At 74.4% G+C, this 21,372-nt stretch carries 17 protein-coding genes and 1 pseudogene; 13 read left to right on the top strand and 5 right to left on the bottom strand.

What is annotated here, in order from left to right:
- Window positions 1–78: 78 nt before the first annotated feature.
- Complete coding sequence (locus D5H75_RS44150) at window positions 79–2,070, top strand: serine/threonine-protein kinase (RefSeq protein ID WP_202638267.1); 1,992 nt, start codon at window positions 79–81, stop codon at window positions 2,068–2,070.
- A gap of 65 nt (window positions 2,071–2,135) precedes the next feature.
- Here D5H75_RS44150 and D5H75_RS17935 read toward each other — a convergent pair whose 3' ends face one another.
- The gene (locus tag D5H75_RS17935; protein ID WP_242454331.1) at window positions 2,136–4,109 is read right to left on the bottom strand and encodes an NAD(P)/FAD-dependent oxidoreductase; all 1,974 of its coding nucleotides are present in this window, start codon (window positions 4,107–4,109) and stop codon (window positions 2,136–2,138) included.
- 343 nt (window positions 4,110–4,452) lie between these two features.
- Here D5H75_RS17935 and D5H75_RS17930 point away from each other — a divergent pair, with 343 nt between their 5' ends.
- The 9 genes from D5H75_RS17930 (at window position 4,453) to D5H75_RS17890 (ending at window position 14,090) form a co-directional block, all read left to right on the top strand.
- The gene (locus D5H75_RS17930; RefSeq protein WP_119927631.1) at window positions 4,453–5,718 is read left to right on the top strand and encodes a phytase; all 1,266 of its coding nucleotides are present in this window, start codon (window positions 4,453–4,455) and stop codon (window positions 5,716–5,718) included.
- A gap of 414 nt (window positions 5,719–6,132) precedes the next feature.
- Window positions 6,133–7,104, top strand: coding sequence for a Gfo/Idh/MocA family protein (locus D5H75_RS17925; protein WP_119927630.1), 972 nt, complete (start codon window positions 6,133–6,135; stop codon window positions 7,102–7,104).
- Window positions 7,101–7,946, top strand: a complete 846-nt coding sequence (locus D5H75_RS17920; RefSeq protein WP_202638266.1) for a TIM barrel protein — start codon at window positions 7,101–7,103, stop codon at window positions 7,944–7,946. The genes D5H75_RS17925 and D5H75_RS17920 overlap by 4 nt, the downstream gene beginning before the upstream one ends.
- A complete protein-coding gene (gene iolC / locus D5H75_RS17915; protein ID WP_242454330.1) occupies window positions 7,943–8,893 on the top strand; it encodes a 5-dehydro-2-deoxygluconokinase in 951 nt (316 codons plus the stop codon). Before D5H75_RS17920 ends, iolC begins: the two co-directional genes overlap by 4 nt.
- Window positions 8,886–9,767 carry a Cgl0159 family (beta/alpha)8-fold protein gene (locus D5H75_RS17910; RefSeq protein ID WP_119927629.1) on the top strand — a complete coding sequence of 294 codons (882 nt, stop codon included), beginning with the start codon at window positions 8,886–8,888 and terminating at the stop codon, window positions 9,765–9,767. The genes iolC and D5H75_RS17910 overlap by 8 nt, the downstream gene beginning before the upstream one ends.
- Complete coding sequence (gene iolB, locus D5H75_RS17905) at window positions 9,764–10,615, top strand: 5-deoxy-glucuronate isomerase (RefSeq protein ID WP_119927628.1); 852 nt, start codon at window positions 9,764–9,766, stop codon at window positions 10,613–10,615. The genes D5H75_RS17910 and iolB overlap by 4 nt, the downstream gene beginning before the upstream one ends.
- On the top strand, window positions 10,612–12,459 hold the full coding sequence (gene iolD / locus D5H75_RS17900; RefSeq protein ID WP_119927627.1) for a 3D-(3,5/4)-trihydroxycyclohexane-1,2-dione acylhydrolase (decyclizing): 1,848 nt from the start codon (window positions 10,612–10,614) through the stop codon (window positions 12,457–12,459). Before iolB ends, iolD begins: the two co-directional genes overlap by 4 nt.
- Complete coding sequence (locus D5H75_RS17895) at window positions 12,437–13,243, top strand: HAD family hydrolase (RefSeq protein WP_242454329.1); 807 nt, start codon at window positions 12,437–12,439, stop codon at window positions 13,241–13,243. Before iolD ends, D5H75_RS17895 begins: the two co-directional genes overlap by 23 nt.
- A gap of 70 nt (window positions 13,244–13,313) precedes the next feature.
- Window positions 13,314–14,090 (top strand): HAD-IIB family hydrolase, encoded by a 777-nt coding sequence (locus D5H75_RS17890; protein WP_202638265.1) that lies wholly within the window; start codon window positions 13,314–13,316, stop codon window positions 14,088–14,090.
- A 50-nt stretch (window positions 14,091–14,140) separates the two neighbouring features.
- Here the strand turns inward: D5H75_RS17890 and D5H75_RS17885 are convergent, their stop codons facing one another.
- From D5H75_RS17885 to aceA, 3 genes are all read right to left on the bottom strand, one after another.
- Complete coding sequence (locus tag D5H75_RS17885; RefSeq protein WP_119927626.1) at window positions 14,141–14,620, bottom strand: MSMEG_6728 family protein; 480 nt, start codon at window positions 14,618–14,620, stop codon at window positions 14,141–14,143.
- Between the two features lie 69 nt (window positions 14,621–14,689).
- Window positions 14,690–14,971 carry a hypothetical protein gene (locus D5H75_RS17880; RefSeq protein ID WP_119927625.1) on the bottom strand — a complete coding sequence of 94 codons (282 nt, stop codon included), beginning with the start codon at window positions 14,969–14,971 and terminating at the stop codon, window positions 14,690–14,692.
- A 231-nt stretch (window positions 14,972–15,202) separates the two neighbouring features.
- On the bottom strand, window positions 15,203–16,492 hold the full coding sequence (gene aceA / locus D5H75_RS17875; RefSeq protein ID WP_202638264.1) for an isocitrate lyase: 1,290 nt from the start codon (window positions 16,490–16,492) through the stop codon (window positions 15,203–15,205).
- A gap of 268 nt (window positions 16,493–16,760) precedes the next feature.
- Between aceA and D5H75_RS17870 the strand changes: the two are divergent.
- Together D5H75_RS17870 and D5H75_RS17865 are read left to right on the top strand one after the other, a co-directional pair.
- Window positions 16,761–18,194, top strand: a pseudogene (locus D5H75_RS17870) (helix-turn-helix domain-containing protein); the annotation flags it as partial.
- Window positions 18,195–18,501: 307 nt separating this feature from the next.
- Window positions 18,502–19,452, top strand: a complete 951-nt coding sequence (locus tag D5H75_RS17865; RefSeq protein WP_119927623.1) for a glucosyl-3-phosphoglycerate synthase — start codon at window positions 18,502–18,504, stop codon at window positions 19,450–19,452.
- 55 nt (window positions 19,453–19,507) lie between these two features.
- On the opposite strand, the gene D5H75_RS17860 is transcribed toward D5H75_RS17865, so the two are convergent.
- Entirely contained in the window at window positions 19,508–20,080 is a 573-nt protein-coding gene (locus tag D5H75_RS17860; RefSeq protein WP_119927622.1) for a TetR/AcrR family transcriptional regulator, read from the bottom strand.
- Between the two features lie 64 nt (window positions 20,081–20,144).
- Here D5H75_RS17860 and D5H75_RS17855 point away from each other — a divergent pair, with 64 nt between their 5' ends.
- Window positions 20,145–21,347, top strand: coding sequence for an MFS transporter (locus D5H75_RS17855; protein ID WP_242454328.1), 1,203 nt, complete (start codon window positions 20,145–20,147; stop codon window positions 21,345–21,347).
- Window positions 21,348–21,372: the final 25 nt, after the last annotated feature.

The following is a 21,372-nucleotide window of genomic DNA, read 5'->3' as shown; positions in this document are numbered from 1 at the left end:
AGGTTTCGCCATATAGGTGCAACTTCTGCGCCACGCTGTGCCAGGGGTAGGGAACCCCTACAGAGAGGCGAACGGGTCATGGCACCTGCCGCGAACGGCATTCCGGAACCCGCACAGTCGCTCACCGCCGGTGACCCGACCGTCATCGGCCGTTACGTCCTGCGCGCCCGCCTGGGGAGCGGCGGCATGGGGGTCGTGTATCTCGCCCACGGGCCGGAGGGGGCCCCGGTCGCGATCAAGACGTTGCACCCGCTGCACGCCGCCGACCCGACACACCAGGCGCGGTTCCGCGAGGAGGTCGGGCTGACACTGCGGGTCGCGCCGTTCTGCACGGCGCGGGTCCTGGAGCACGGGGTGGACCGGGGCCGCCCCTACCTGGTGACCGAGTACATCGAGGGACCCCACCTGGGCCGCGTCGTCGGCCTGACCGGGGCGCTGAGCCCGGAGATGGCGTACGGCGTCGCGCTGGGCGTCGCCGCCGCCCTCGACGCGATCCACTCCGCGGGGCTCGTCCACCGCGACATCAAGCCGGGCAACGTGCTGCTCGCGCCCGACGGCCCCCGCGTGATCGACTTCGGGATCGCCCGCGAGGTGGACGTGGCCATGGGGCACACCCAGGCCGGGGTCGTCATGGGCAGTCCGGGCTGGATCGCTCCAGAACGGCTGACCGGGGGCGAGGCCATGCCCGCCGCCGACGTCTTCGGCTGGGGCTGCCTGGTGGCCTACGCGGCGACGGGGCGGCACCCCTTCGGTGAGGGAGCGCCGGAGGACCTGGCCCATCGCATCCTCGGCGGCGAACCCGACCTGGCCCACGTCCCGGGCTCGCTGCGCCCGCTGGTGGCCGCGGCGCTGGCCCGCCGCCCCGAGCACCGGCCGCCGGCCTCGCACCTGCTGCGGACCCTGCTGGCCGGCCGCCACCCGGGCCTGCCCCCGCGCGAGGCGGTCGCGGCCGTGCTCTCCCGGATCTGGAACGTGCCGGAGCCGCCTCCCCCCGCCGAGCCCGCCCGCCGCGGCGGGAGCCGTACGGCGTGGCGGCGGCGCCGCGTCCCCGAGCCCGCGCGCGCGGTCGACGAGTCCGGCGGCTTCCCCTGGTTCCCCGCCCGGGCGGACGAGCCCGGCCCGCACCCGGAGGCCGGCGGGGAGGACGGCGCCGGGGACGCCGTGACCGATCCCGGGCGCGTGGCGCTCGGCTCCGGCACGGCGGGCCCGGGGCCGCTCGGGAGCGAGGCGGCGGACTGGCTCTTCGGGGACCGCCCCGCCCGCGCGGACGGGACCGGCGGCGCGAACCCCTCCCGCGAAGCCGGCGCCCACGCCGGCGGCGACGGGGCCCCGGGTGGCGAGGGGGACGCGGGGGACGCGCGGAGACGCGACGACGGCGCCGGGGCACGGCGGCGCGGGCGGCCGGCGCGCGCCGCCCGGCCGGCGCGGGGGCCGCAGGCGGAGCGGCTGCCGCAGGCGGAGCGGTTGCCGCGTACGGAGCGGACGGCGCAGGCGGAGCGGTTGCCGCGTACGGAGCGGACGGCGCAGGCGGAGCGGACGGCGGACGGGGGCGGCCGGGGACGGAAGGCCGGCGGGCGGCGGCGGCGCGGACGCGATGATCGCCCGGCGCGGGTGTCGGGGATGGCGGCGGTGGCGACGCTGGCGCTGGCCTCGCTGACGGTGGTCGCGGCGCAGGCGGGGTTCGAGACGCCGCCGCGGCCGGGCGACGAGGTGATGGGGACCCCCGACGGGCGCAGCCCGACCGTGCTGAACGAGGCGCTGCCCGAGCCGGACGCGACGTCGTACCGGATCAGGGTGCCGATCAGGCCGGTGGACCGGCCGGTTCCCTCGGTGACCGTGACCGAGACCGAGACGCCGACCGTGGGGCCGACGGGCGGCCGCCCTCCGGCGGAGGAGCCCCGGCCGACCGAGACCTCGACGCCTCCGCCGCCGGCCGAGGAGCCGCCGCCGGTGTGCAAGAAGAAGAAAAAGAAGAAGCGGCCGTCGCTGTGCCTGCTCTTCCCCGACCCGTTCGAGCAGCCCAGCCCCAGCGCGAGCCCGACCTCCATCCCGCCCGGTGGCCCCGAGTAGCGGGCGGCCCCGGGCGGCCGGAGCGGGAAGGGAACCGGATCAGGGCGGGCCCGCCCCCGGCCGGGTCAGCTCGACTGGAGTTCGCCGACCGCGCGGGTGGCCGCGGTGATGGCCGCGTCGGCGTACGCCGCGGGGACCGAGTCGGAGTTGGCGATCGCGATCCGGCCCACCCGGCGGCGCGCGGTGTCGGCGGGCAGCGGCCCGTCGGGGTACCAGGGGTCCCAGGGGCGGGTGTACTCCGGCGCGTACCCGTGGCCCCAGCGGTTCACGGTGATCGCCTCGATGTCCCGGGCCGCGTCGAACCCGCCCGGGCCGAGGAGCCGGTTGAGCTGGTCGCGGATGGAGTACTCGAAGTAGGAGAAGCTCGTGCGCAGCAGCTCGTAGCGCCCGGCGACGGCCCCGTTGCGCGGGGACATGCCCGGCTTGGTGGGGATGCGGATCATGTGCACGTTGATCGGTTCGTCCGGCGACCTCGGGCACCGGTAGGAGCCCATGCTGACCGGGAAGTCCAGCTCGGCCACGCACCAGTACGCCCCGGTGAAGCGCGTCTGGTGCACCTTCCGCCGCACCCACGCCCGCCAGTCCCGGAGCTGCACCATCGCGTAGACCAGCGGCATCTTGACGGCCTCGTGCAGCGCCTTGGCCTGGTCGGGGGGCACGTCCGGGCAGAGGTAGGGGATCATCATGTTCCAGCAGGCCATCACCACGTTCCCGGCGGTGACCGAGCGGACCCGCCGCCCGTCGAAGTACGCCACCTCGACCGTGCGCGACCTGGCCGGGTCGCCCCGGTGCGCGACCCGGACGACCGGGCTGGACAGCCGTACCCGCACCCGGCTCCCCGGCTGGTCGAGCCGGCCGTAGTCGAACCGGGCGGTGACGACGTCCTCCATGGTGCCGCCGGGGGCGAGGCCGGGGATGAGGGAGCGCAGCATCAGCCGGACCAGCGAGTGGTTGCCGTCGGGGAAGTGGTCGATGTAGGCCGACTCGTCGTCCCACTCCTTGATGATCGACGGGGAGCAGAGCCGGAAGGGCTTGGAGTCGTCCAGCTTCATCCCGTCGAAGCCGGGATAGCCGCTGGCCCAGGCGTCGTGCGCGCCCATCGCGTCCGTGGCGTACGCCCACTCGTCGCTGGACTGCGTGTGGTAGAACTTCACGACGTCCGGGTGGACCTTGCACACGTCCTTGAGGAACTGCGCGTAGGTCATCGTCGCGAGCTTGTTCTTCTTGTCCTCGTCGGACAGCCCGGGGAACCAGTCGCGCGGGTGGTCCGAGAGCATGACCATGTCCTTCTTGGCCTGCTCGGCGATCGGCATGTCGCGCACGAACTCCGGCGTCTTCCGCCCGTCCTGGATCGCCAGGTGGTCCCTGCCGAAGGTCTCCCGGTCGCAGAAGACGCTCTCGTTCATCCCCAGCGAGCCGTACAGCTTCTGGTCGAAGAACCTCCCGAACTTCTTCAGGTCGACGCCGAGGTCGGCGAGCAGCGCCTTGCCCTCGGCCGTCCACGCCTTGGGCGCCTCGATCGACTGCGAGCCGCCGTACCCGATGAGCGGGCCGCTCCGCTCCTTGGGGTGGAACTCGTTGCGGCGCGCGTGGCCGCCGAAGTCGTCGTGGTTGTCCAGGATGAGGACGCGCGCCTTGGGGTGCCGCCTGGCCCACAGGTACGCCGCCGCCGTGCCGCTGATGCCCGCGCCCACGACGACCAGGTCGTAGTGCTCCCCGGTCGGGTGCGCCCGGCCGGCCCGGCCCCAGAACCGGTCGTCGCGCAGGGCGTGGGGGACGCTGAGCGCCGGATCGGTGTTGCCGCGCAGCCCCTGCAGGTCGGGCGGATACGCCCGGTGGGCCGGCACCTCAAGCCGGGGCGTGCCGATCATTCCGGACCGGTCGGGCTCGTCGGCGCAGCCCGCCGCCGCGCCGAGGGCCGTCGCGCCCACGGCGAGGGCCACCCCGTCGAAGAAGTCGCGCCGGGTGATCGGTCTGTCCATGCCGAGCCGGCGGGCCTCGCCGGGTGACGGCTCGAACGGCTCCGGAGTGCTGCTCATGGGCCGGATGCCATCACACGCGCGGCGGGGGCGGCTCGCGGCGCGAGCGCCCTAGACCCACCCTTGGCCCCGGGTTGCCGCGCGTGTGGGGGTACGGCGGCGCGCGGGCGCTCTGGGCCGTTCCCGGGCGAGGGGGTCGGGGCATCGGTCCTCCGTCTCCCGCCGGATCCGCCTCCCGGGCGCGCGGGGTCGCCGGGGACGGGCGGGCGCCGCCGCGCGCCCGTCCTCATGCTCCCCCAGGCACTCGTCCGGATCAATATGTCATGACATATGGACGTCCTATTGAATTTGAGACAATCTGTCATTACTTTCGGCCCGCAACACCCCCGACCGAGGAGGCGCGATGCGTCCCTTGTCCAAACCGTCCGTGCTGCTGCTGATGCCGGTGCTCCTCGCGGCGCTCGCGGCGCCGGCCGCGGCGCAGGACGTCCCGTCCGTGACGCCCCGGGTGGAGACCCCGGCGCTCTTCGACGACGAGGCGGGCGGCAACGCCAACGGCGACGACCCGGCGATCTGGGTCGACCCCGACGACTCCGAGGACAGCGTCGTGGTCGCCACCGCCAAGGAGGGCGGCCTGTACGTCTACGACCTCGACGGGCGGCAGGTCCAGCACATCCCCGCGCCCGCCCCGCCCGGCCCCGACGACGAGCCGGGCCGGTTCAACAACGTGGACGTCACGTACGGCTTCGCCGGCAAGGACCTGGCGGTCGTGTCGGACCGGGGCCGCGACCAGCTCCGCGTCTACTCCGTCAGGGACGGGCGGCTGACCGACGTGACGGACCCCGCCGCGCCGTTCGTGTTCAACGCGACCCAGGAGGAGGTCAACGAGGCCGCCACCGTCTACGGCCTGACGACCTGGAAGGACTCCACGGGCACGTACGCCCTGGTGAGCCGGCGGCACAAGACCTCGATCGCGCTCGTCAAGCTCCAGCCGGTGACGGGCGGCAAGGTCGGCTACCGGGTCGTGCGGACCCTGGACCTGCCCGCGTCGTTCACCCTCCCCAACGGGCAGACCTGGACCCCCTGCGAGGACCCGGGCGAGCTGCCCCAGGTCGAGGGGATGGTGGTGGACCAGCAGACCGACGTGCTCTACGCGGCGCAGGAGGACGTCGGGATCTGGCGCATGCGGGCCGACCTGACCGGCGCCCCCGTGCTCATGGACAAGGTCCGCGAGTACGGCGTGCCGGGCACGTTCGACCCGGAGACGGAGGAGTGCGTCGCCGGGCCCGACCCCGGGTTCGGCGGGCGGCACATCTCGGCCGACGCCGAGGGGCTGACGATCTACTACCGGGACGGCGGCAAGGGTTACCTGCTGGCGTCCAGCCAGGGTGACAGCACCTTCGCGGTGTACCGCAAGGAGGGCGCCAACGCCTTCCTCGGGCGGTTCCGGATCGGCGGGCCCGACGGCGTCCAGCACAGCGACGGCGCGGCCGTGCTGAACGTGCCGCTGGGCGACTTCGACGAGGGCGTGTTCATCACGCACGACGGCGAGAACGCCCCCGCGGTGCCCGACCGGGAGAACACCAACTTCAAGTACACCGAGTGGGACGACATCGCCGACCCGCTCGACCTGGACGTCGACACCGACGGCCACGACCCGCGCGACTGACACGCCCGGCACGCCCGGCACGCCCGGCACGCCCGGCACGCCCGGCGCGACCGGCACGACGGGCGCGACGGGCACGAAGGCGCGACCGGCACGACCGGAACCCCGGCTGACACCCGCCGCCGGCACCCGCCCGGCGCGAGAAGGCCCCCGGCGCACCCCGCGCCGGGGGCCTTCCGGCAGGGGGTGGACCGGTCAGCGGCGGTTGACGCGATCAGGAGTGATTGTCAAGACGTCTTGACATAACGCGCACTCCGGGCGTGCCGATCACGACCCCCGGCCGCCTTGCGCCCCGAGCGCTCCGACCTGGGGTGTTGAACGCGCGCATTGATAGCTCGTCCTTATGTCAGGACAAAGTATTGACTCGTCCGTTGTGCCTCCTTTAGAACTGAAGACCCCTCGACAAGGAGTTTCGTCATGCGTGTGGGCTTGCTGGGCCTGGGGCGTATCGGCGCCTTCCATGCCGCCACCCTCTCCGGCCTCGTGGACGAGCTGGTGGTGGCGGACCCGGACCGGGCCAGGGCCGAGGACGCGGCCGCCCGGTTCGGAGCGCGGGTGGGAGATCCGTTCGCCGCGGACGCCGTGGTGATCGCGACGCCCACGTCCACGCATGCGGAACTGCTGACCCGGGCGTGCGACCTGGGGATCCCCGCGTTCTGCGAGAAGCCGGCGGCGGCCGGGGCGGAGGAGACCCGGCGGGTGGCCGACGCGGTCGCGCGCAGCGGCGTGATGGTGCACATCGGCTTCCAGCGGCGCTTCGACGCCGGATACGCCGCCGCCCGCGCGGCGCTGGCGGCGGGCGAACTGGGCGACCTGCACCGCGTCCACCTGGTGACCGCCGACCCGGCGCCCCCGCCCCCCGACTACATCCCGCTCTCGGGGGGCATCTTCCGCGACTGCCACATCCACGACTTCGACATCCTGCGCTGGGTCACCGGCCGGGAGGCCGACACCGTCTACGCCACCGGGGCCAACCGCGGCGAGGCGTTCTTCGCCGAGGCCGGGGACGTCGACACCAGCGCCGCCGTGATCACCATGGACGACGGGACGCTCGCCACGCTCCAGGGCTCCCGCTACAACGGGGCCGGCTACGACGTCCGGATGGAGCTGGCCGGCACCCGCGCCACCTGGGCCGCCGGGCTCGGCGACCGCACCCCGGTGCGCCCCGCGGACGGGCCCGCGCCCGCAGGCGAACCCTGGCCGGACTTCCAGGCGCGCTTCGCCGAGGCGTACGCCGCGGAGATGACGGCGTTCCTGGCGGCGGCGCGGGGCGAGCGGGAGAGCCCGTGCACGGTCCAGGACGCCCTCGCCGCCCTCCACATCGCAGAGGCGGCCGACCTGTCCCTGCGGGTGGGACGTCCCGTGCGCCTCGTGGAGGTGACCAAGTGAGGATCGCGGCGGCCCCCATCTCGTGGGGCGTGTGCGAGGTGCCCGGCTGGGGCCACCAGCTCGCCCCCGAGCGGGTGCTCGCGGAGATGGCCGGGCTCGGCCTGACCGCCACCGAACTGGGCCCCGAGGGCTTCCTGCCCGCCGACCCCGCCGAGCGGTCCGCGCTGCTCGCCCGGTACGGCCTGCGCGCCGTCGGCGGGTTCGTCCCGGTCGTGCTGCACGAACCCGGGCACGACCCGCTGCCCGGCCTGCGCGAGGCCCTGGCCGGCTTCGGCGAGGACATGGTGGTCGTGCTCGCCGCGGCCACCGGCGCCGACGGCTACGACGTCCGGCCGGAGCTGGACGCCGGGGGCTGGCGCACGCTGCTGGGCAACCTCGACCGGATCCGGCGGGAGATCGGCCTGCCCGTGACGCTGCACCCGCACGTCGGCACGATGGTCGAGACGCGGGAGGAGGTGGACCGGGTGCTGGACGGGTGCGAGGCCGCCCTCTGCCTGGACACCGGGCACCTGCTCGCCGGCGGGACCGACCCGCTGGACCTCGCGCGCCGGGCCCCGGGACGGATCGCCCACGTCCACCTCAAGGACGTCGACGACGCCCTCGCCGCCCGGGTCCGCGCGGGCGTGCTGACCTACACCGCGGCCGTCAGGGCCGGGATGTACCGGCCGCTGGGGCGGGGCGACGTGGACGTGGCCGGGATCGTCGCGGCGCTGGGCGGCGCCGGCTACGACGGCTGGTACGTCATGGAGCAGGACGTCGTCCTGGACGCCGAGCCCCCCGAGGGCGCGGGCCCGGTCGAGGACGTGCGCGCGAGCGTGGCCGCCCTGGGGGGCCTCGGGTGACCGACGTGATGGTGATGGGGCGGGTCGGCGTGGACCTCTACCCGCTCCAGGTCGGGGTCTCGCTGCGCGAGGTGGAGACCTTCGGCAAGTACCTCGGGGGCAGCGCGGCCAACGTGTCCGTGGCCGCGGCCCGGCTGGGCCGGTCCAGCGCGCTGATCAGCCGCACCGGGCGCGACCCCTTCGGGTTGTTCGTCCACGACGCGCTGCGGGAGTACGGCGTGGACGACGCGCACGTCCTGGACGTGCCCGGCCTGCCCACTCCGGTGACCTTCTGCGAGATCCGGCCGCCGGACGACTTCCCGCTCTACTTCTACCGCTACCCCAAGGCGCCCGACCTGGAGATCCTCCCCGGGGAGCTGGACCTGGCCGCGATCACCGGCGCCCGCCTGTTCTGGGCGACCGTGACCGGGCTGTCGCAGGACCCGTCGCGGTCGGCGCACTTCGCCGCGTGGCGGGCCCGCGGGCGCGCGCCGTACACGGTGCTGGACCTGGACTACCGGCCGATGTTCTGGGAGCGCCCCGCGTCGGCGGCCGAGCAGGTGCGGGCCGCGCTGGAGCACGTCACCGTGGCCGTCGGCAACCTTGACGAGGTGGAGGTGGCCACCGGCACGCGCGAGCCGTACGCGGCGGCGCGGGCGCTGCTGGACTCCGGCGTCGAGCTGGCGGTCGTCAAGCGGGGGCCCGCGGGGGTGCTCGGCATGACCGCGCGCGAGACCGTCGAAGTCCCGCCGGTGAAGGTCGAGGTCGTGAACGGCCTCGGCGCGGGGGACGCCTTCGGCGGGGCCCTGTGCCACGGGCTGCTGGCGGGCTGGCCGCTGGACCGGGTTTTGCGGTTCGCCAACGCGGCCGGGGCGATCGTGGCCGGCCGCCTGGCCTGCGCGCCGGACATGCCCGCCGAGTACGAGGTGACGGCCAAGATCGCCGAGGGGGGCCGGGACGATGCGTGAGGAGGACTACCGGCGGCTGCTCGACGACCGGGCCTGGCGGCCAGAACGGGTGGCCCAGGCGGCGGCCGAGCGGGTGCGCAGGCCGCACCCCCTCGGCCCGGGACAGCTCCTGATCATCGCGGCCGACCACCCCGCGCGCGGCTCGCTCGGGGCCGGGGGGCGGCCGATGGCCATGGAGAGCCGCCCGGAGCTGCTGGACCGGCTGGTCACCGCCCTGGAACGGCCCGGCGTGGACGGCGTCCTGGCCACCCCCGACATCGTGGAGGACCTGCTGCTGCTCGGCGCGCTGCACGGCAAGCTCGTCTTCGGCTCGATGAACCGGGGCGGCGTGCAGGGCACGGTCTTCGAGTTCGACGACAGGTTCACCGCCTACGACGCCGAGTCGATCGCGGCGGCGGGGCTCGACGGCGGCAAGATGCTCTGCCGCATCGGGCCGGACGACCCGGCCACCGCCGGGACGCTGGAGAGCTGCGGGCGGGCCGTCACGCGGCTGGCCGGGCACGGGCTGATGGCGATGGTCGAGCCGTTCTGGTCGCGCCGGGTGGACGGGCACGTGCGGCACGACCTGTCGCCCGAGGCGATGATCCACGCCATCGCCGTGGGCCAGGCGCTCGGCGCGACCTCCGCCCGGACCTGGCTGAAGATCCCGGTGATCGACGACATGGAGCGGGTGATGGCGGCCACCACGCTGCCGACCCTGCTGCTCGGCGGCGACCCGGCCGAGGCGCCCGACCGCGTCTACGCGTCCTGGCGCAAGGCCCTGCAACTGCCCGGCGTCCGCGGCCTCGTCGTGGGCCGGGCCCTGCTCTACCCACCCGACGACGACGTGGCCGCCGCGGTGGACACCGCGGTGGGCCTGCTGGAGGGACGATGACGCACCTGCCCCGGGGAAAGGCCGCCGCGGGCCCGTGGGACGTGGAGATCACCCCCGCCTCGGCCGGCTGGACGTACTGCGGCCTGCGCGTGGCCGACCTGACCGGCGGCGCGCTGACGTTCTCCACCGGACCGGCGGAGGCGCTGGTCCTGCCCCTGTCCGGCTCCTGTGAGGTGGTCGCGGACGGCGTGCGGCTGGAGCTGGCCGGGCGGGACTCGGTCTTCGCCGGGATCACCGACTTCGCCTACCTGCCGATCGGCACGGAGGTCACCGTCACCGGCCGGGGCCGCGTCGCCTTCCCCTCCGCGCTCGCCGGGCGCCGGCTGCCCGTCAGGTACGGCGCGGCCGGGGACGTGCCGGTCGAGGTGCGCGGCGCGGGCCCGGCGACGAGGCAGGTGAACAACTTCTGCGCGCCGGAGGCCTTCGAGTGCGACCGGCTGGTGGCGGTGGAGGTGCTGACGCCCGGCGGCAACTGGTCGTCCTACCCGCCGCACAAGCACGACACCGAGGCGGAGGGGGAGGCCGTCCTGGAGGAGATCTACTACTTCGAGGGCGGCCCCGGCTACCAGCGGGTGTACGGCACGGCGGAGCGGCCCATCGACGTGCTCGCCGAGGTGTCCGCCGGGGACGTCGTGCTGGTGCCGCACGGCTACCACGGGCCGTCGATGGCGGCCCCCGGATACGACCTGTACTACCTGAACGTGCTGGCGGGCCCGGCGGACGAGCGCACCATGGCCTGCCGCGACGACCCCCGCCACGCCTGGGTCCGCGCGTCCTGGGCCGGGCTGCCCACCGACCCGCGCGTCCCGGTGACGGGGGCGGGCCGATCCCCCGGAGGTTCCCGATGAGACTGACCACCGCCCAGGCGCTCGTGCGGTTCCTGTCCCGCCAGTGGACCGAGCGCGACGGGACCGAGCAGCGCCTGATCGCCGGCTGCCTGGGGATCTTCGGCCACGGCAACGTCGCCGGGATCGGCCAGGCGCTCGCCGAGCAGGGCGCGGGCCTGCGCGACGAGCTGCCCTACTACCCGGCCCGCAACGAGCAGGCGATGGTCCACACCGCCGTGGGCTACGCCCGGACCCGCTCGCGGCTGTCCGCGTTCGCCTGCACCACCTCGATCGGCCCCGGCGCGACCAACCTGGTCACCGGGGCGGCGCTGGCGACCATCAACCGGCTGCCCGTGCTGCTGCTGCCCGGCGACGTCTTCGCCACCCGCGTCGCCAACCCGGTGCTCCAGGAGCTGGAGGACCCCAGGTCGTACGACGTGAGCGTCAACGACACCCTGCGCCCGGTGTCGCGCTTCTTCGACCGGGTCAACCGGCCCGAGCAGCTCCCGTCCGCGCTCATGGGGGCCATGCGCGTGCTCACCGACCCGGCCGAGACCGGCGCGGTCACGATCGCGCTGCCGCAGGACGTGCAGGCCGAGGCGTTCGACTGGCCGGACGAGCTGTTCGCGCGGCGCGTCTGGCACGTGCCGCGCCCGGCGCCGGAACCGGCGGCGCTGGAGCGGGCCGTACGGCTGCTGCGGGGCTCGCGGTGGCCGCTGATCGTGGCCGGCGGGGGCGTGGTGCACAGCGAGGCGTGGCGCGAGCTGCTGCGGTTCGCGCAGCGCCACGGCATCCCCGTCACGGAGACGCAGGCGGGCAAGGGCGTCATGCCGTACGACCACCCGTGCGCGGTGGGCGCGATCGGGCACACGGGCACCGCGGCGGCCAACGAGCTGGCGCGCGAGGCCGACCTGGTGATCGGGATCGGCACCCGCTACAGCGACTTCACCACGGCCTCGCGGACCCTGTTCGGCCGGGCCCGGTTCCTCAACGTCAACGTGGCGGCCTTCGACGCGGCCAAGCACGCGGGCGAGACGCTGGTCGCCGACGCCCGGGCGGCGCTGGCGGCGCTGGACCCGGGCGACTGGCGGGCGGCCCCCGTGTGGACCAGGCGCGCGGCCGAGCTGGCCGGGCGATGGCACGCCGAGGTGGACCGGGCGTACGGCGGCGCCGGCCTCACCCAGCCGGTCCTGCTCGGCGTGGTCAACGAGGTCGCGAACGAGACCGGCGACGCCGTCGTGGTCAACGCGGCCGGGTCGATGCCCGGCGACCTGCACCGGATGTGGCGGGCCCGCGACCCCCGCGGCTACCACGTCGAGTACGGCTACTCCTGCATGGGCTACGAGATCGCCGGCGGGCTCGGGGTGAAGCTGGCGGCCCCCGAGCGCGAGGTGATCGTGCTGGTCGGCGACGGGTCGTACCTGATGATGGCCCAGGAGATCGTCACCGCCGTGCAGGAGGGGGTCAAGCTCGTGGTCGTCCTCGTGGACAACCAGGGCTTCGCCTCGATCGGCTCGCTGAGCGAGGCGGTGGGCGCGCAGCGGCTCGGCACCGCCCACCGGGGCCGGGGCATCACCGGGCGGCTCGACGGCCCGCCGCTGCCCGTGGACCTGGCGGCGAACGCGGCCAGTCTCGGCGCCGACGTGCTCAGGGCGGAGGACGCCCGATCGCTGCGCGCGGCGCTGGTCAAGGCGGTCGCCGCCGAGCGCACCACCGTCGTATACGCCAGGACCGAGCCGGGCGGCGGCCTGGACGCCCAGGCGTGGTGGGACGTGCCCGTGGCCGGCGCGTCCGGGCTGGCCGGGGTCCGGGAGGCCCGCGAGCGCTACGAGGAGGCCAAGCGTGATCAGCGGCCCTACCTCTGATGGCTCCGGCGCCGAGCCGGCGCTCACGCCCCGGGCCCTGCTGCTCGACTTCGGCGGCGTGGTGGTGGAGACCCGGAGCCGGCCCGGGTGGGCGGGCGAGCTGGCGGCCGAGGTGCACGAGCTCCTCGCGCGGGCCGGGTTCGCCGGGCTCACCGTGACGGACGTCGAGACCGACATCCGCGCCGGGGCCACGGCCTGCCGGTACTGGAAGGACTCCGCCTCGCGCCGGTACGCCCCGGAGGAGATGACCCACCGCCGCTTCTGGGCGGACTTCGTGGCGGCCGACTGGCCGGAGCGGGCCCGCGCCCTGGTGACCGCCGAGGCCGCCCCGCTGTGCAGGCGGATGGGCGAGCTGAGCCGCGAGCGCGTCACGAGGCCCGGGATCAAGGAGCTCCTCGCCGCCTGCCGGTCCCACGGGGTCGTGCCCGCGATCGTGAGCAACGCCCTCTGCGGCGCGGTGCACCGGGACCACCTGGCCCTGGAGGGCCTGGACCGGCAGGTGGCCGTGCAGGTCTACAGCGACGAGGCCGGCGTCCGCAAGCCCAACCCCGAGATGATCCACATCGCCTGCCGGGCCCTGGGCGTCACGCCCGCGCGGACCTGGTACGTCGGCGACAACCACGACCGCGACGTGCTGTGCGGCACGCGGGCCGGGGCCGGGACCACGGTCCTCATGGTGTCCCGGAGCACCGGGCGGATCCCCTACGAAGTGCGGCAGCGGCCCGGGGTCACCGTGGAGGACCCGCGCGGCCTGCTGGCGTTGCTGGAGGCGACATGGACGTGAACACCTCGCGCGCGCCGGCCGCGACCGCGGCCGGGGAGAGCGGGCGCGAGTCCTCCGCCGGGGCCCTGTCGTGATCCGGTGGATCGTGACCGACCTGGACGGCACGCTGGTCGGCCGGGACCTGGCCATGGTGCCCGCCTCCCGCGAGGCGCTGCGCCGCTTCACCGCCGCGGGCGGCGAGGTGGTCATCGCCACCGGCCGCATGGAGGACTCCGCCCGCCGCTTCTACGAGGAACTGGACCTCACCGGGGAGGCCATCCTCTACAACGGCGCCCGCACGGTGAACCTGGCCACCGGCCGCGTCCTGCACGAGCGCCACCTGCCCGCGGCGGCGTGGAAGGAACTGCTCGCGCTGTTCGGGGAGCTCCCGTCCGGCGTCCATCCGGTCGCCTTCCGCGACGGTGCGGCCTACGCCGTGGACGACGCGCCCGAGCTGCGGGACTTCGCCCGCCGCGACGGCATCACGCTGCGCGACCCGGGGAGCTGGCACGACCTGCCGGCCGAGGGGTTCACCAAGTGCATGCTGATCGGCGACCCGCTGCCGGACCCGCCGATCGCGGGGATCACCGCGGTCAAGTCGGAGGCGACGTACCTGGAGCTGCTGCCCGAGGGCGCCACCAAGGGCGAGGCCCTGCGCCTCCTGGCGGCCTCCCGGGGCGTCCCGCTCGGCCAGGTCGCCGCGATCGGCGACAACCCCAACGATCTCGACATGCTCGCCGTGGCCGGCCTGGGCGCGGCCGTGGGCGACGGCCATCCCGACGTCCGCGCCCGCGCCCAGATCACCGTGGGCGCGTGCGCCGACGGCGCCGTCGCCGACCTGGTCTCCCTGGTCATGTCCGCCTCCTGACCCCCGTACGGCGGGGCGCCCCGCGCGGCGTTCCACCGGGGCCGGGCCCGTCAGGGCGGGCAGGTGGGCGGACGGTCGGAGCGGGGCCAGACGTAGGGCAGGTCGTCGGGGACGTCGCCGAAGACGGGGCGGTAGTGGGCGGGGTCCTTGCGCAGGAGCGCGGAGCGGTGGCTGCGGTGGAAGCCGGGGTCGCCCAGCCACGGCGGGAGGGCGGAGGCGCGGGCCAGGGCGTTCTGGCCGCGGGGATGGCCGATCCCGCAGCGGTCGGCCAGTTCCCTGGTCATCGTCGCGGCGGTGGTGTCGGCCCGCCCGGCGGCGCACCACACGCGGCAGATCTCCAGGCCGTACCGGACCAGGGCCTCCTCGTACCCGGACCACATGCGCACGGCCGGGTGGTGGCGCCAGCCGTACCCGGCGACGGTCAGCGCGCGCAGGACCTGCAGCGTCTCGACCCGCTGCTTGCCGAGCCGGAGCCGGTCCAGGACCCGGGCGGTCTCGGCGAAGTCGGGGTACGGCAGGAAGGTCTGCACGGTCGCCGGAGGTGACCGGCCGGCCCGGCCCGCGCGCGGTGGCACTCGGCGCGGGCCGGGCCCGGCGGGTCAGCCCACGTTCGCCATCTGCGGGGAGCGGGCGTGGCCGAGGCTCTCGTGCGCGTGGCGCTCCTCGTCGGCCTGCTCCTCGATGCGCAGGGCGACGCCCATCGCGAAGAAGGTCGGCGCCCACTCGCCGATGAACAGGCCCCAGTGGTCGGCGCGCTCGATTCCCCGGGCCTCGAAGCGCTTGGACGTCGCCCAGGAGGCCACGGTGAGGGCGATGGAGCCCAGGCCGAGGCCGTACATCATGGACGAGCGGATGCCCATCTTGTGAAGAGCCTTAATCATGATTCCCCCCGAAATGTCGCACTACAGGCCGCTCTACCCGCGATCCCCGGCGTAACACCTGACGGGGCTCCCCACCTGCGGTTTCACGAGCGAGCGGGCGTCACGCCCGCCCCGGACGGCGGTCAGCCCCGCCCGGATGAGCCGCATCCGGGCGGGGCTGACGCGTTCGACCTGGCTTCGCAAGGGGTGGTGCCGTGGGTGCCGCACGGATGCGCGGCGGCGCGCATCGAGTCAGTGAGCCTCGAACTGCTCCTCCTCGGTGGAGCCCTTGAGGGCCGTCGTGGAGGAGTCCGGCGCGATGGCCGTGCTGACCAGGTCGAAGTATCCGGTGCCGACCTCGCGCTGGTGGCGGGTGGCGGTGTAGCCCTGGGACTCGGCGGCGAACTCGGCCTCCTGGAGCTCGACGTAGGCGGTCATGCCCTCCTCGGCGTAGCCGCGCGCGAGGTTGAACATGGAGTGGTTCAGGGAGTGGAACCCGGCCAGGGTGATGAACTGGAACTTGTACCCCATGTGGCCCAGCTCGCGCTGGAACTTGGCGATGGTGGAGTCGTCCAGGTGCTTCTTCCAGTTGAACGACGGGGAGCAGTTGTAGGCGAGGAGCTGGTCGGGGTACTCCGCCTTGATCGCCTCGGCGAACTCCTTGGCGACCTCCAGGTCCGGCGTGGACGTCTCCATCCACAGCAGGTCGGAGTACGGCGCGTACGCCAGGCCTCGGGCGATGCAGGACTCGATGCCGTTGCGCACCCGGTAGAAGCCCTCGGCGGTGCGCTCGCCGGTCACGAACTTGCGGTCGCGCTCGTCCACGTCGCTGGTCAGCAGGGTCGCGGCCTGGGCGTCGGTCCGCGCGACGATCAGCGAGGGCACGCCGGCGACGTCGGCGGCGAGCCGGGCGGCGTTGAGGGTCTTGATGTGCTGCCCGGTCGGGATGAGAACCTTCCCGCCGAGGTGGCCGCACTTCTTCTCGGAGGCGAGCTGGTCCTCCCAGTGGACGCCCGCCGCGCCCGCCGCGATCATCGCCTTCATCAGCTCGAACGCGTTGAGCACACCGCCGAAGCCGGCCTCGGCGTCCGCCACGATCGGCGCGAGCCAGTGCGGGGCGTTCTCGTCCCCCTCGGCCCAGGTGATCTGGTCGGCCCGCAGCAGCGCGTTGTTGATGCGGCGGACCACCGCCGGCACCGAGTTGGCCGGGTACAGGCTCTGGTCGGGGTACGTGTGCCCGCTCAGGTTGGCGTCCGCCGCGACCTGCCAGCCGGACAGGTAGATGGCCTTGAGGCCGGCCTTCACCTGCTGCACGGCCTGGTTGCCGGTCAGCGCGCCGAGCGCGTTCACGTAGTCCTCGTTGTGGATCAGGTCCCACAGCCGCTCCGCGCCGAGCCGGGCGAGCGTGTGCTCCTCCTGGACCGAACCGCGCAGCTTCACAACGTCCTCGGCCGAGAAGGACCGCTCGACTCCCTGCCAGCGCGGGTTGGTCTCCCACTCACGCCGCAGTTCCTCGGCCGCTCCCTTGAGGCGATCGTTCATCGAAATTCACTCCCTATGTCGTCCCCTGGGCGCTTGGTTGGAGTTTCTTCCCGTTACTGGTGGGTTAACAAGCGCGGAACCGAGCGAAGATTGACGAAAATTCTGTCCAGAGGAAGTCGATGCCTTCTTGCGAAGTGAAGATTCGCTGGTCTTTCCCTATGGTCTAGTCCAGTGGCCTGGACCGAAGTTAGGGGGTTGGCGCAAGAACGGCGGTTCTTCCGCCTAGGATCGACGCATGGCAACGTTGCTGGGTGAAGACTCGCTGAGTTTGTCGAACGAGCTGGATCTGCTGGCTTTTGGCCAGCGGCTCCGGCACCTGCGCAAGGCCCGCGGGTTCACCCTCTCCGAACTGGGCGAACGCGTCGGTCGCGCGCCCAGCCAGCTCTCCCTGATGGAGAACGGCAAGCGCGAGCCCAAGCTGTCGCTGCTGAAGGCCCTGGCGGACGCGCTCGGCGTCCCGGTGGAGGAGATGCTGCGCCGGCAGGCCCCGAACCGCCGCGCCCAGCTCGAGATCGCGCTGGAGGAGGCCCAGCGGGACCCCATCTACGCGAGCCTCGGGCTGCCGCACCTGAAGGTCTCCGCCCGCGTGCCCAACGACGTGCTGGAGCACGTGCTCGGCCTCTACCAGGAGCTGCGCCGCCGGGCCGCCAAGGGCACCGCCACCCCCGAGGAGGCCCGGGTCGCCAACGCCGAGCTGCGGCGGCGCATGCGCGAGCGCGACAACTACTTCCCCGAGATCGAACGGCAGGCCGCCGCCGCGCTGGAGGCCGTCGGCTACCGGGGCGGGGCCCTGTCGCAGAGCACCGTGCTGGCCCTGGTCACGCACTTCGGGTACACCCTGCATACCGTCCAGGACCTGCCGCGGACCGTGCGCTCGCTCACCGACCAGCGCAACCGCCGGATCTACCTCAAGCGCGAGCAGCTCGGCATGCACACCCCGCGCACGATCCTGCTCCAGGCCCTCGGCCACCTCGCGCTCGGCCACGCCAAGCCGCGCGACTTCGCCGACTTCCTCCGCCAGCGCGTCGAGGCCAACTACTTCGCGGCGGCCGTGCTCGTGCCGGAGACCTCGGCGGTGCCGTACCTGCTGGAGGCCAAGTCCGAGCGGTCGCTGTCGGTGGAGGACCTGCGCGACGTGTTCGCGGTGTCGTACGAGATGGCCGCGCACCGGTTCACGAACCTGGCCACGCACCACCTGGGGCTGCGCTGCCACTTCGTCCGCAACGACGCGGGCGGGATCATCTACAAGGCGTACGAGAACGACGGGATCCTGCTGCCCGCCGACGAGCAGGGCGCGATCGAGGGGCAGCGCATGTGCCTGCAGTGGTCGGGGCGGCAGGTGTTCACCTCGCCCGACCGGTTCTCGCTCTACTACCAGTACTCCGACACCCCCACCGGGACGTACTGGTGCGTGGCCCACGTGGACCCCAGCCGCGAGCGGGACTTCGCGATCACGCTGGGCGTGCCGTACAAGGAGTCGCGCTGGTTCCGCGGGCGCGAGACCACGAACCGGACCAAGTCCAACTGCCCCACCGGGGAGTGCTGCCGCCGACCGCCCAAGGAGCTGGCCGAGCGCTGGGAGGGGTACGTCTGGCCGTCGGCCCGCGCCAACTCCCACGTGCTCGCCGCCCTCCCGCCCGGCTCGTTCCCCGGCGTGGACGAGGCCGACGTCTACGGCTTCCTGGAGCGCCACGCCGCCGACCAGTGGCCGCCGACCAGTGGCCGCCGACCAGTGGCCGCCGACCAGTGGCCGCCGACCAGTAGCCGCCGACCAGTGGCCGCCGACCAGTGGCCGCCGACCAGTGGCCGCCGACCAGTGGCCGCCGACCAGTGGCCGCCGGCTGGTAGCCGCCGGCCGGTAGCCGCCGCCTGGGGGCCGACCGGCCGCCGACCTGCGCGGTCGTACGGCGGGCGCGGATTAGACGGGGGCCGGTCGTCGTTGGGAAACCTGGACGTACTGGACAAGCCTTACGGTGTTGACGTGAGAAACGGGACGAGGGGGCGGGCGCGTGCTGCCTGAGGTCGAGGCCTGGACGTCCGCGCGCACCTCCTCGGCGGCCCGCTGGCCCCTGGCCGGGCTGCTGGAGGCCAAGGGCGGGCGGACGGTCAGCGTCGTGCTGCCCGCCAGGAACGAGCGCGAGACGGTCGGCGTCATCGCGGGCGTCATCCGCCGCGAGCTGATGGAGGCCGCGCCCCTGGTGGACGAGCTGGTCGTGGTGGACTCCCGCTCCACCGACGACACCGCGGCCGTCGCCCGCGCGGCCGGGGCCCGCGTCGTCGCCCAGGACGAGGTGCTGCCGGATCTCAAGCCGCTGGACGGCAAGGGCGAGGCGCTGTGGAAGTCGCTCGCGGCCACCTCGGGCGACATCGTGGTGTTCGCGGACGCCGACCTGCTCAACTTCACCCCGTCGTTCGTCACCGGCCTGCTCGGGCCGCTGCTGGCCGACCCGTCCGTCGCGTTCGTCAAGGGCTGCTACGACCGGCCGCTCGCGGGCGAGAGCGGCGCCGGGGGCCGGGTCACCGAGCTGGTCGCGCGCCCGCTGATCAACCTGCACTGGCCCCGCCTGGCCGGCTTCGTCCAGCCCCTCGCGGGGGAGTACGCCGCGCGCCGCGACGTCCTCGAACGCGTGCCGTTCGTGACGGGGTACGGCGTCGAGCTGGCCCTGCTCATCGACCTCCTGGAACTGTGCGGCCTGGACGCCCTGGCCCAGGTGGACCTGGGCACCCGCGTCCACTCCCACCAGGGCATCGACGCCCTGGGCGCGATGTCCGCCCAGCTCCTCCACACCGCCTGGTCCCGCCTGGAACGCCACGGCAAGCTGGTCCCCCTCCACACCCCCGCCGCCAGCCTCACCCAGTTCCGCCGCACCCCCGCGGGGCACAGCGTGACGGTCCGCGACGTGGCCGTGGCCGAACGCCCCCCGATGCGGGAGGTCCGGGAACGGCTGGGCGCGGCGTAGCGGCCGGCGCCGTTCCCGGGATGCCCCGGCCCGCGCTGGCCGTACGGCGTGATGGTCAGGACAGGGCGGCGCGGGCGAACTCGACGACGTGATCGCGCATCCGGTCCTTGCCCTCGGGGGTGTCGGCCTCGGGGCCGACGATGAGGCGGGCCACCGTCGGCATCGCGTTCGGCCACACCGCCAGGCCGATGAGGGTCAGCACGAGCCGCGCCACGTCCGGTGACGGGTCGCGGCCCAGGCCCCGCGCCAGCGACTCGACCTTGCGGGCGGACTGGGCCACGCGCTGGGCCTCGCCCGGCAGCGCCTCCTGGCGGTAGTGCAGCGCCTCCCACATCAGCAGGCGCACCACGGTCGGGTTGTCGCGGTGGAAGTCGTAGATGCGGCCCACGTAGTCCACCGGGTCGTCCCCGGGCAACGCCACGGACTCGGCCACCTCGTCGAGCGCGTCCCGCATCACCGCGTCGAACAGCTTCTCCTTGTTGCCGAAATGCCCGTAGATGCGCTCCTTGTTCACGCCGGCCCGCTGCGCGATGCGGTCCACACGCGCTCCGGCGATCCCGTGCTCGGCGAACTCCGCCCGGGCGGCGCAGAGGAGGGCGTCCCGGGTGGCGGTCGTGTCCTTCGGCATGACGACAGACTATCCCAACCATCCAGTTGGCATCCAACTAGTTGGTTGGTATAGCGTTCTCCTCATGACCGCTATCGCATCCGCCGGGCCGGCTCGCGCGGCCTTCGCCCGGACCCTCCCGGTGCTCGTCGGCGTCGCGCTGCTGCTCACCGGTCAGCTCTACGCCGTGATCCCGATGTTCGGTTCGCTCGCGCGCGAGTGGGCCGTCGCGCCCTCGGCCCCCGCCTGGCTGGCCACCGCGTTCTCGACCGGGTACGCCGCGGGCTTCCTGCTCTTCGGCCCCGTCTCCGACCGGTACGGCCGCCGCCGGGTGATCGTCGCCGGGCTCGCCGCCACCGCCGTCACCACCGCCCTCGTCGCCGCCGCGCCCGGCCTCGGCGTGGCGATCGGGCTGCGCGTGCTCCAGGGCGTGACCGCCGCCGCGTTCCCGCCCGCCGCGTTCGCCTATGTGGCCGAGCGCTTCGACCCGGACCGCCGGGCCCCCGCCCTGGCCGCTCTCACCAGCGCCTACCTCGCCTCGGCCGTGGTCGCCCAGGTCGCGGCGCAGGGCGTGCTGGCCGTGGCCGGCTGGCGGGTGTTCTTCCTGGCCTCCGCGGCCGGATTCGCCCTCCTCGCCCTGGCCGTGCGCCGGGTCCTGCTCCCCGACGCGCCGGCCGAGAACGCCGCCGGGTCGCCGTTCGCGGTCTACCGCGCGGTCCCCGGCCTGCTGCGCACCCCGGGCCTGCCGCCGCTGTACCTCGCGACCACCACGCTGCTCACCGGGTTCGTCGGCGTCTACACCGGCCTCCAGCTCGCCGGATGGGCCCCCGGCCCGCTGCTCGCGCTGCGCGCCACCGCGCTGCCCGCGATCGTGGCCGTGCCGCTCCTGATGCCCTGGCTGGCCAGGGTGCCCGCGCCCCGCCGCGCCGGCCTCGGCCTGCTCCTCGCCGCGGCCGCCGCGGGGCTGACCGCGCTGACCGTGCTGACCTCGTCGAACGTCGTCGGGCTCGCGCTGGCGCTGGCGCTGTTCTCCGGCGCGATCGCGGCGACGGCCCCCGCGATGGTCGAGACCGTCGGGCGGTGGGCCGGGGCGGCGCGGGGCACCGGGGTGTCGCTGTTCACCTTCATGCTCTTCGCCGGGGCCGCGCTCGGCCCGCAGCTCGCGGGCGGCCTCGCGGCGGCCGGGGGCTTCGCCGTGGTGCTCGCCGCCGTCGCGCTGGTGCAGGCCGCCGGAGCCGCGATCGTCCTGGTGGCGGCCCGCCGCGCCGGAGCGCCCGCCGGGCGGTAGGGGCCGCCGGACCCTTGGGCCGCCG

This window comes from Bailinhaonella thermotolerans, assembly GCF_003594875.1.
Taxonomy (GTDB): Bacteria; Actinomycetota; Actinomycetes; order Streptosporangiales; family Streptosporangiaceae; genus Bailinhaonella; species Bailinhaonella thermotolerans.
Note: the sequence above shows the minus strand (reverse complement) of the source record. Positions and strands in the feature narration are given on the sequence as shown.

What these genes read in the sequence shown, in the direction of transcription:
- D5H75_RS44150 (WP_202638267.1), top strand. Translation starts at nt 79, where the DNA reads ATGGCACCTGCCGCGAACGGCATTCCGGAACCCGCACAGTCGCTCACC.
- D5H75_RS17935 (WP_242454331.1), bottom strand. Translation starts at nt 4,109, where the DNA reads ATGAGCAGCACTCCGGAGCCGTTCGAGCCGTCACCCGGCGAGGCCCGC.
- D5H75_RS17930 (WP_119927631.1), top strand. Translation starts at nt 4,453, where the DNA reads ATGCGTCCCTTGTCCAAACCGTCCGTGCTGCTGCTGATGCCGGTGCTC.
- D5H75_RS17925 (WP_119927630.1), top strand. Translation starts at nt 6,133, where the DNA reads ATGCGTGTGGGCTTGCTGGGCCTGGGGCGTATCGGCGCCTTCCATGCC.
- D5H75_RS17910 (WP_119927629.1), top strand. Translation starts at nt 8,886, where the DNA reads ATGCGTGAGGAGGACTACCGGCGGCTGCTCGACGACCGGGCCTGGCGG.
- iolB (WP_119927628.1), top strand. Translation starts at nt 9,764, where the DNA reads ATGACGCACCTGCCCCGGGGAAAGGCCGCCGCGGGCCCGTGGGACGTG.
- iolD (WP_119927627.1), top strand. Translation starts at nt 10,612, where the DNA reads ATGAGACTGACCACCGCCCAGGCGCTCGTGCGGTTCCTGTCCCGCCAG.
- D5H75_RS17880 (WP_119927625.1), bottom strand. Translation starts at nt 14,971, where the DNA reads ATGATTAAGGCTCTTCACAAGATGGGCATCCGCTCGTCCATGATGTAC.
- aceA (WP_202638264.1), bottom strand. Translation starts at nt 16,492, where the DNA reads ATGAACGATCGCCTCAAGGGAGCGGCCGAGGAACTGCGGCGTGAGTGG.
- D5H75_RS17860 (WP_119927622.1), bottom strand. Translation starts at nt 20,080, where the DNA reads ATGCCGAAGGACACGACCGCCACCCGGGACGCCCTCCTCTGCGCCGCC.
- D5H75_RS17855 (WP_242454328.1), top strand. Translation starts at nt 20,145, where the DNA reads ATGACCGCTATCGCATCCGCCGGGCCGGCTCGCGCGGCCTTCGCCCGG.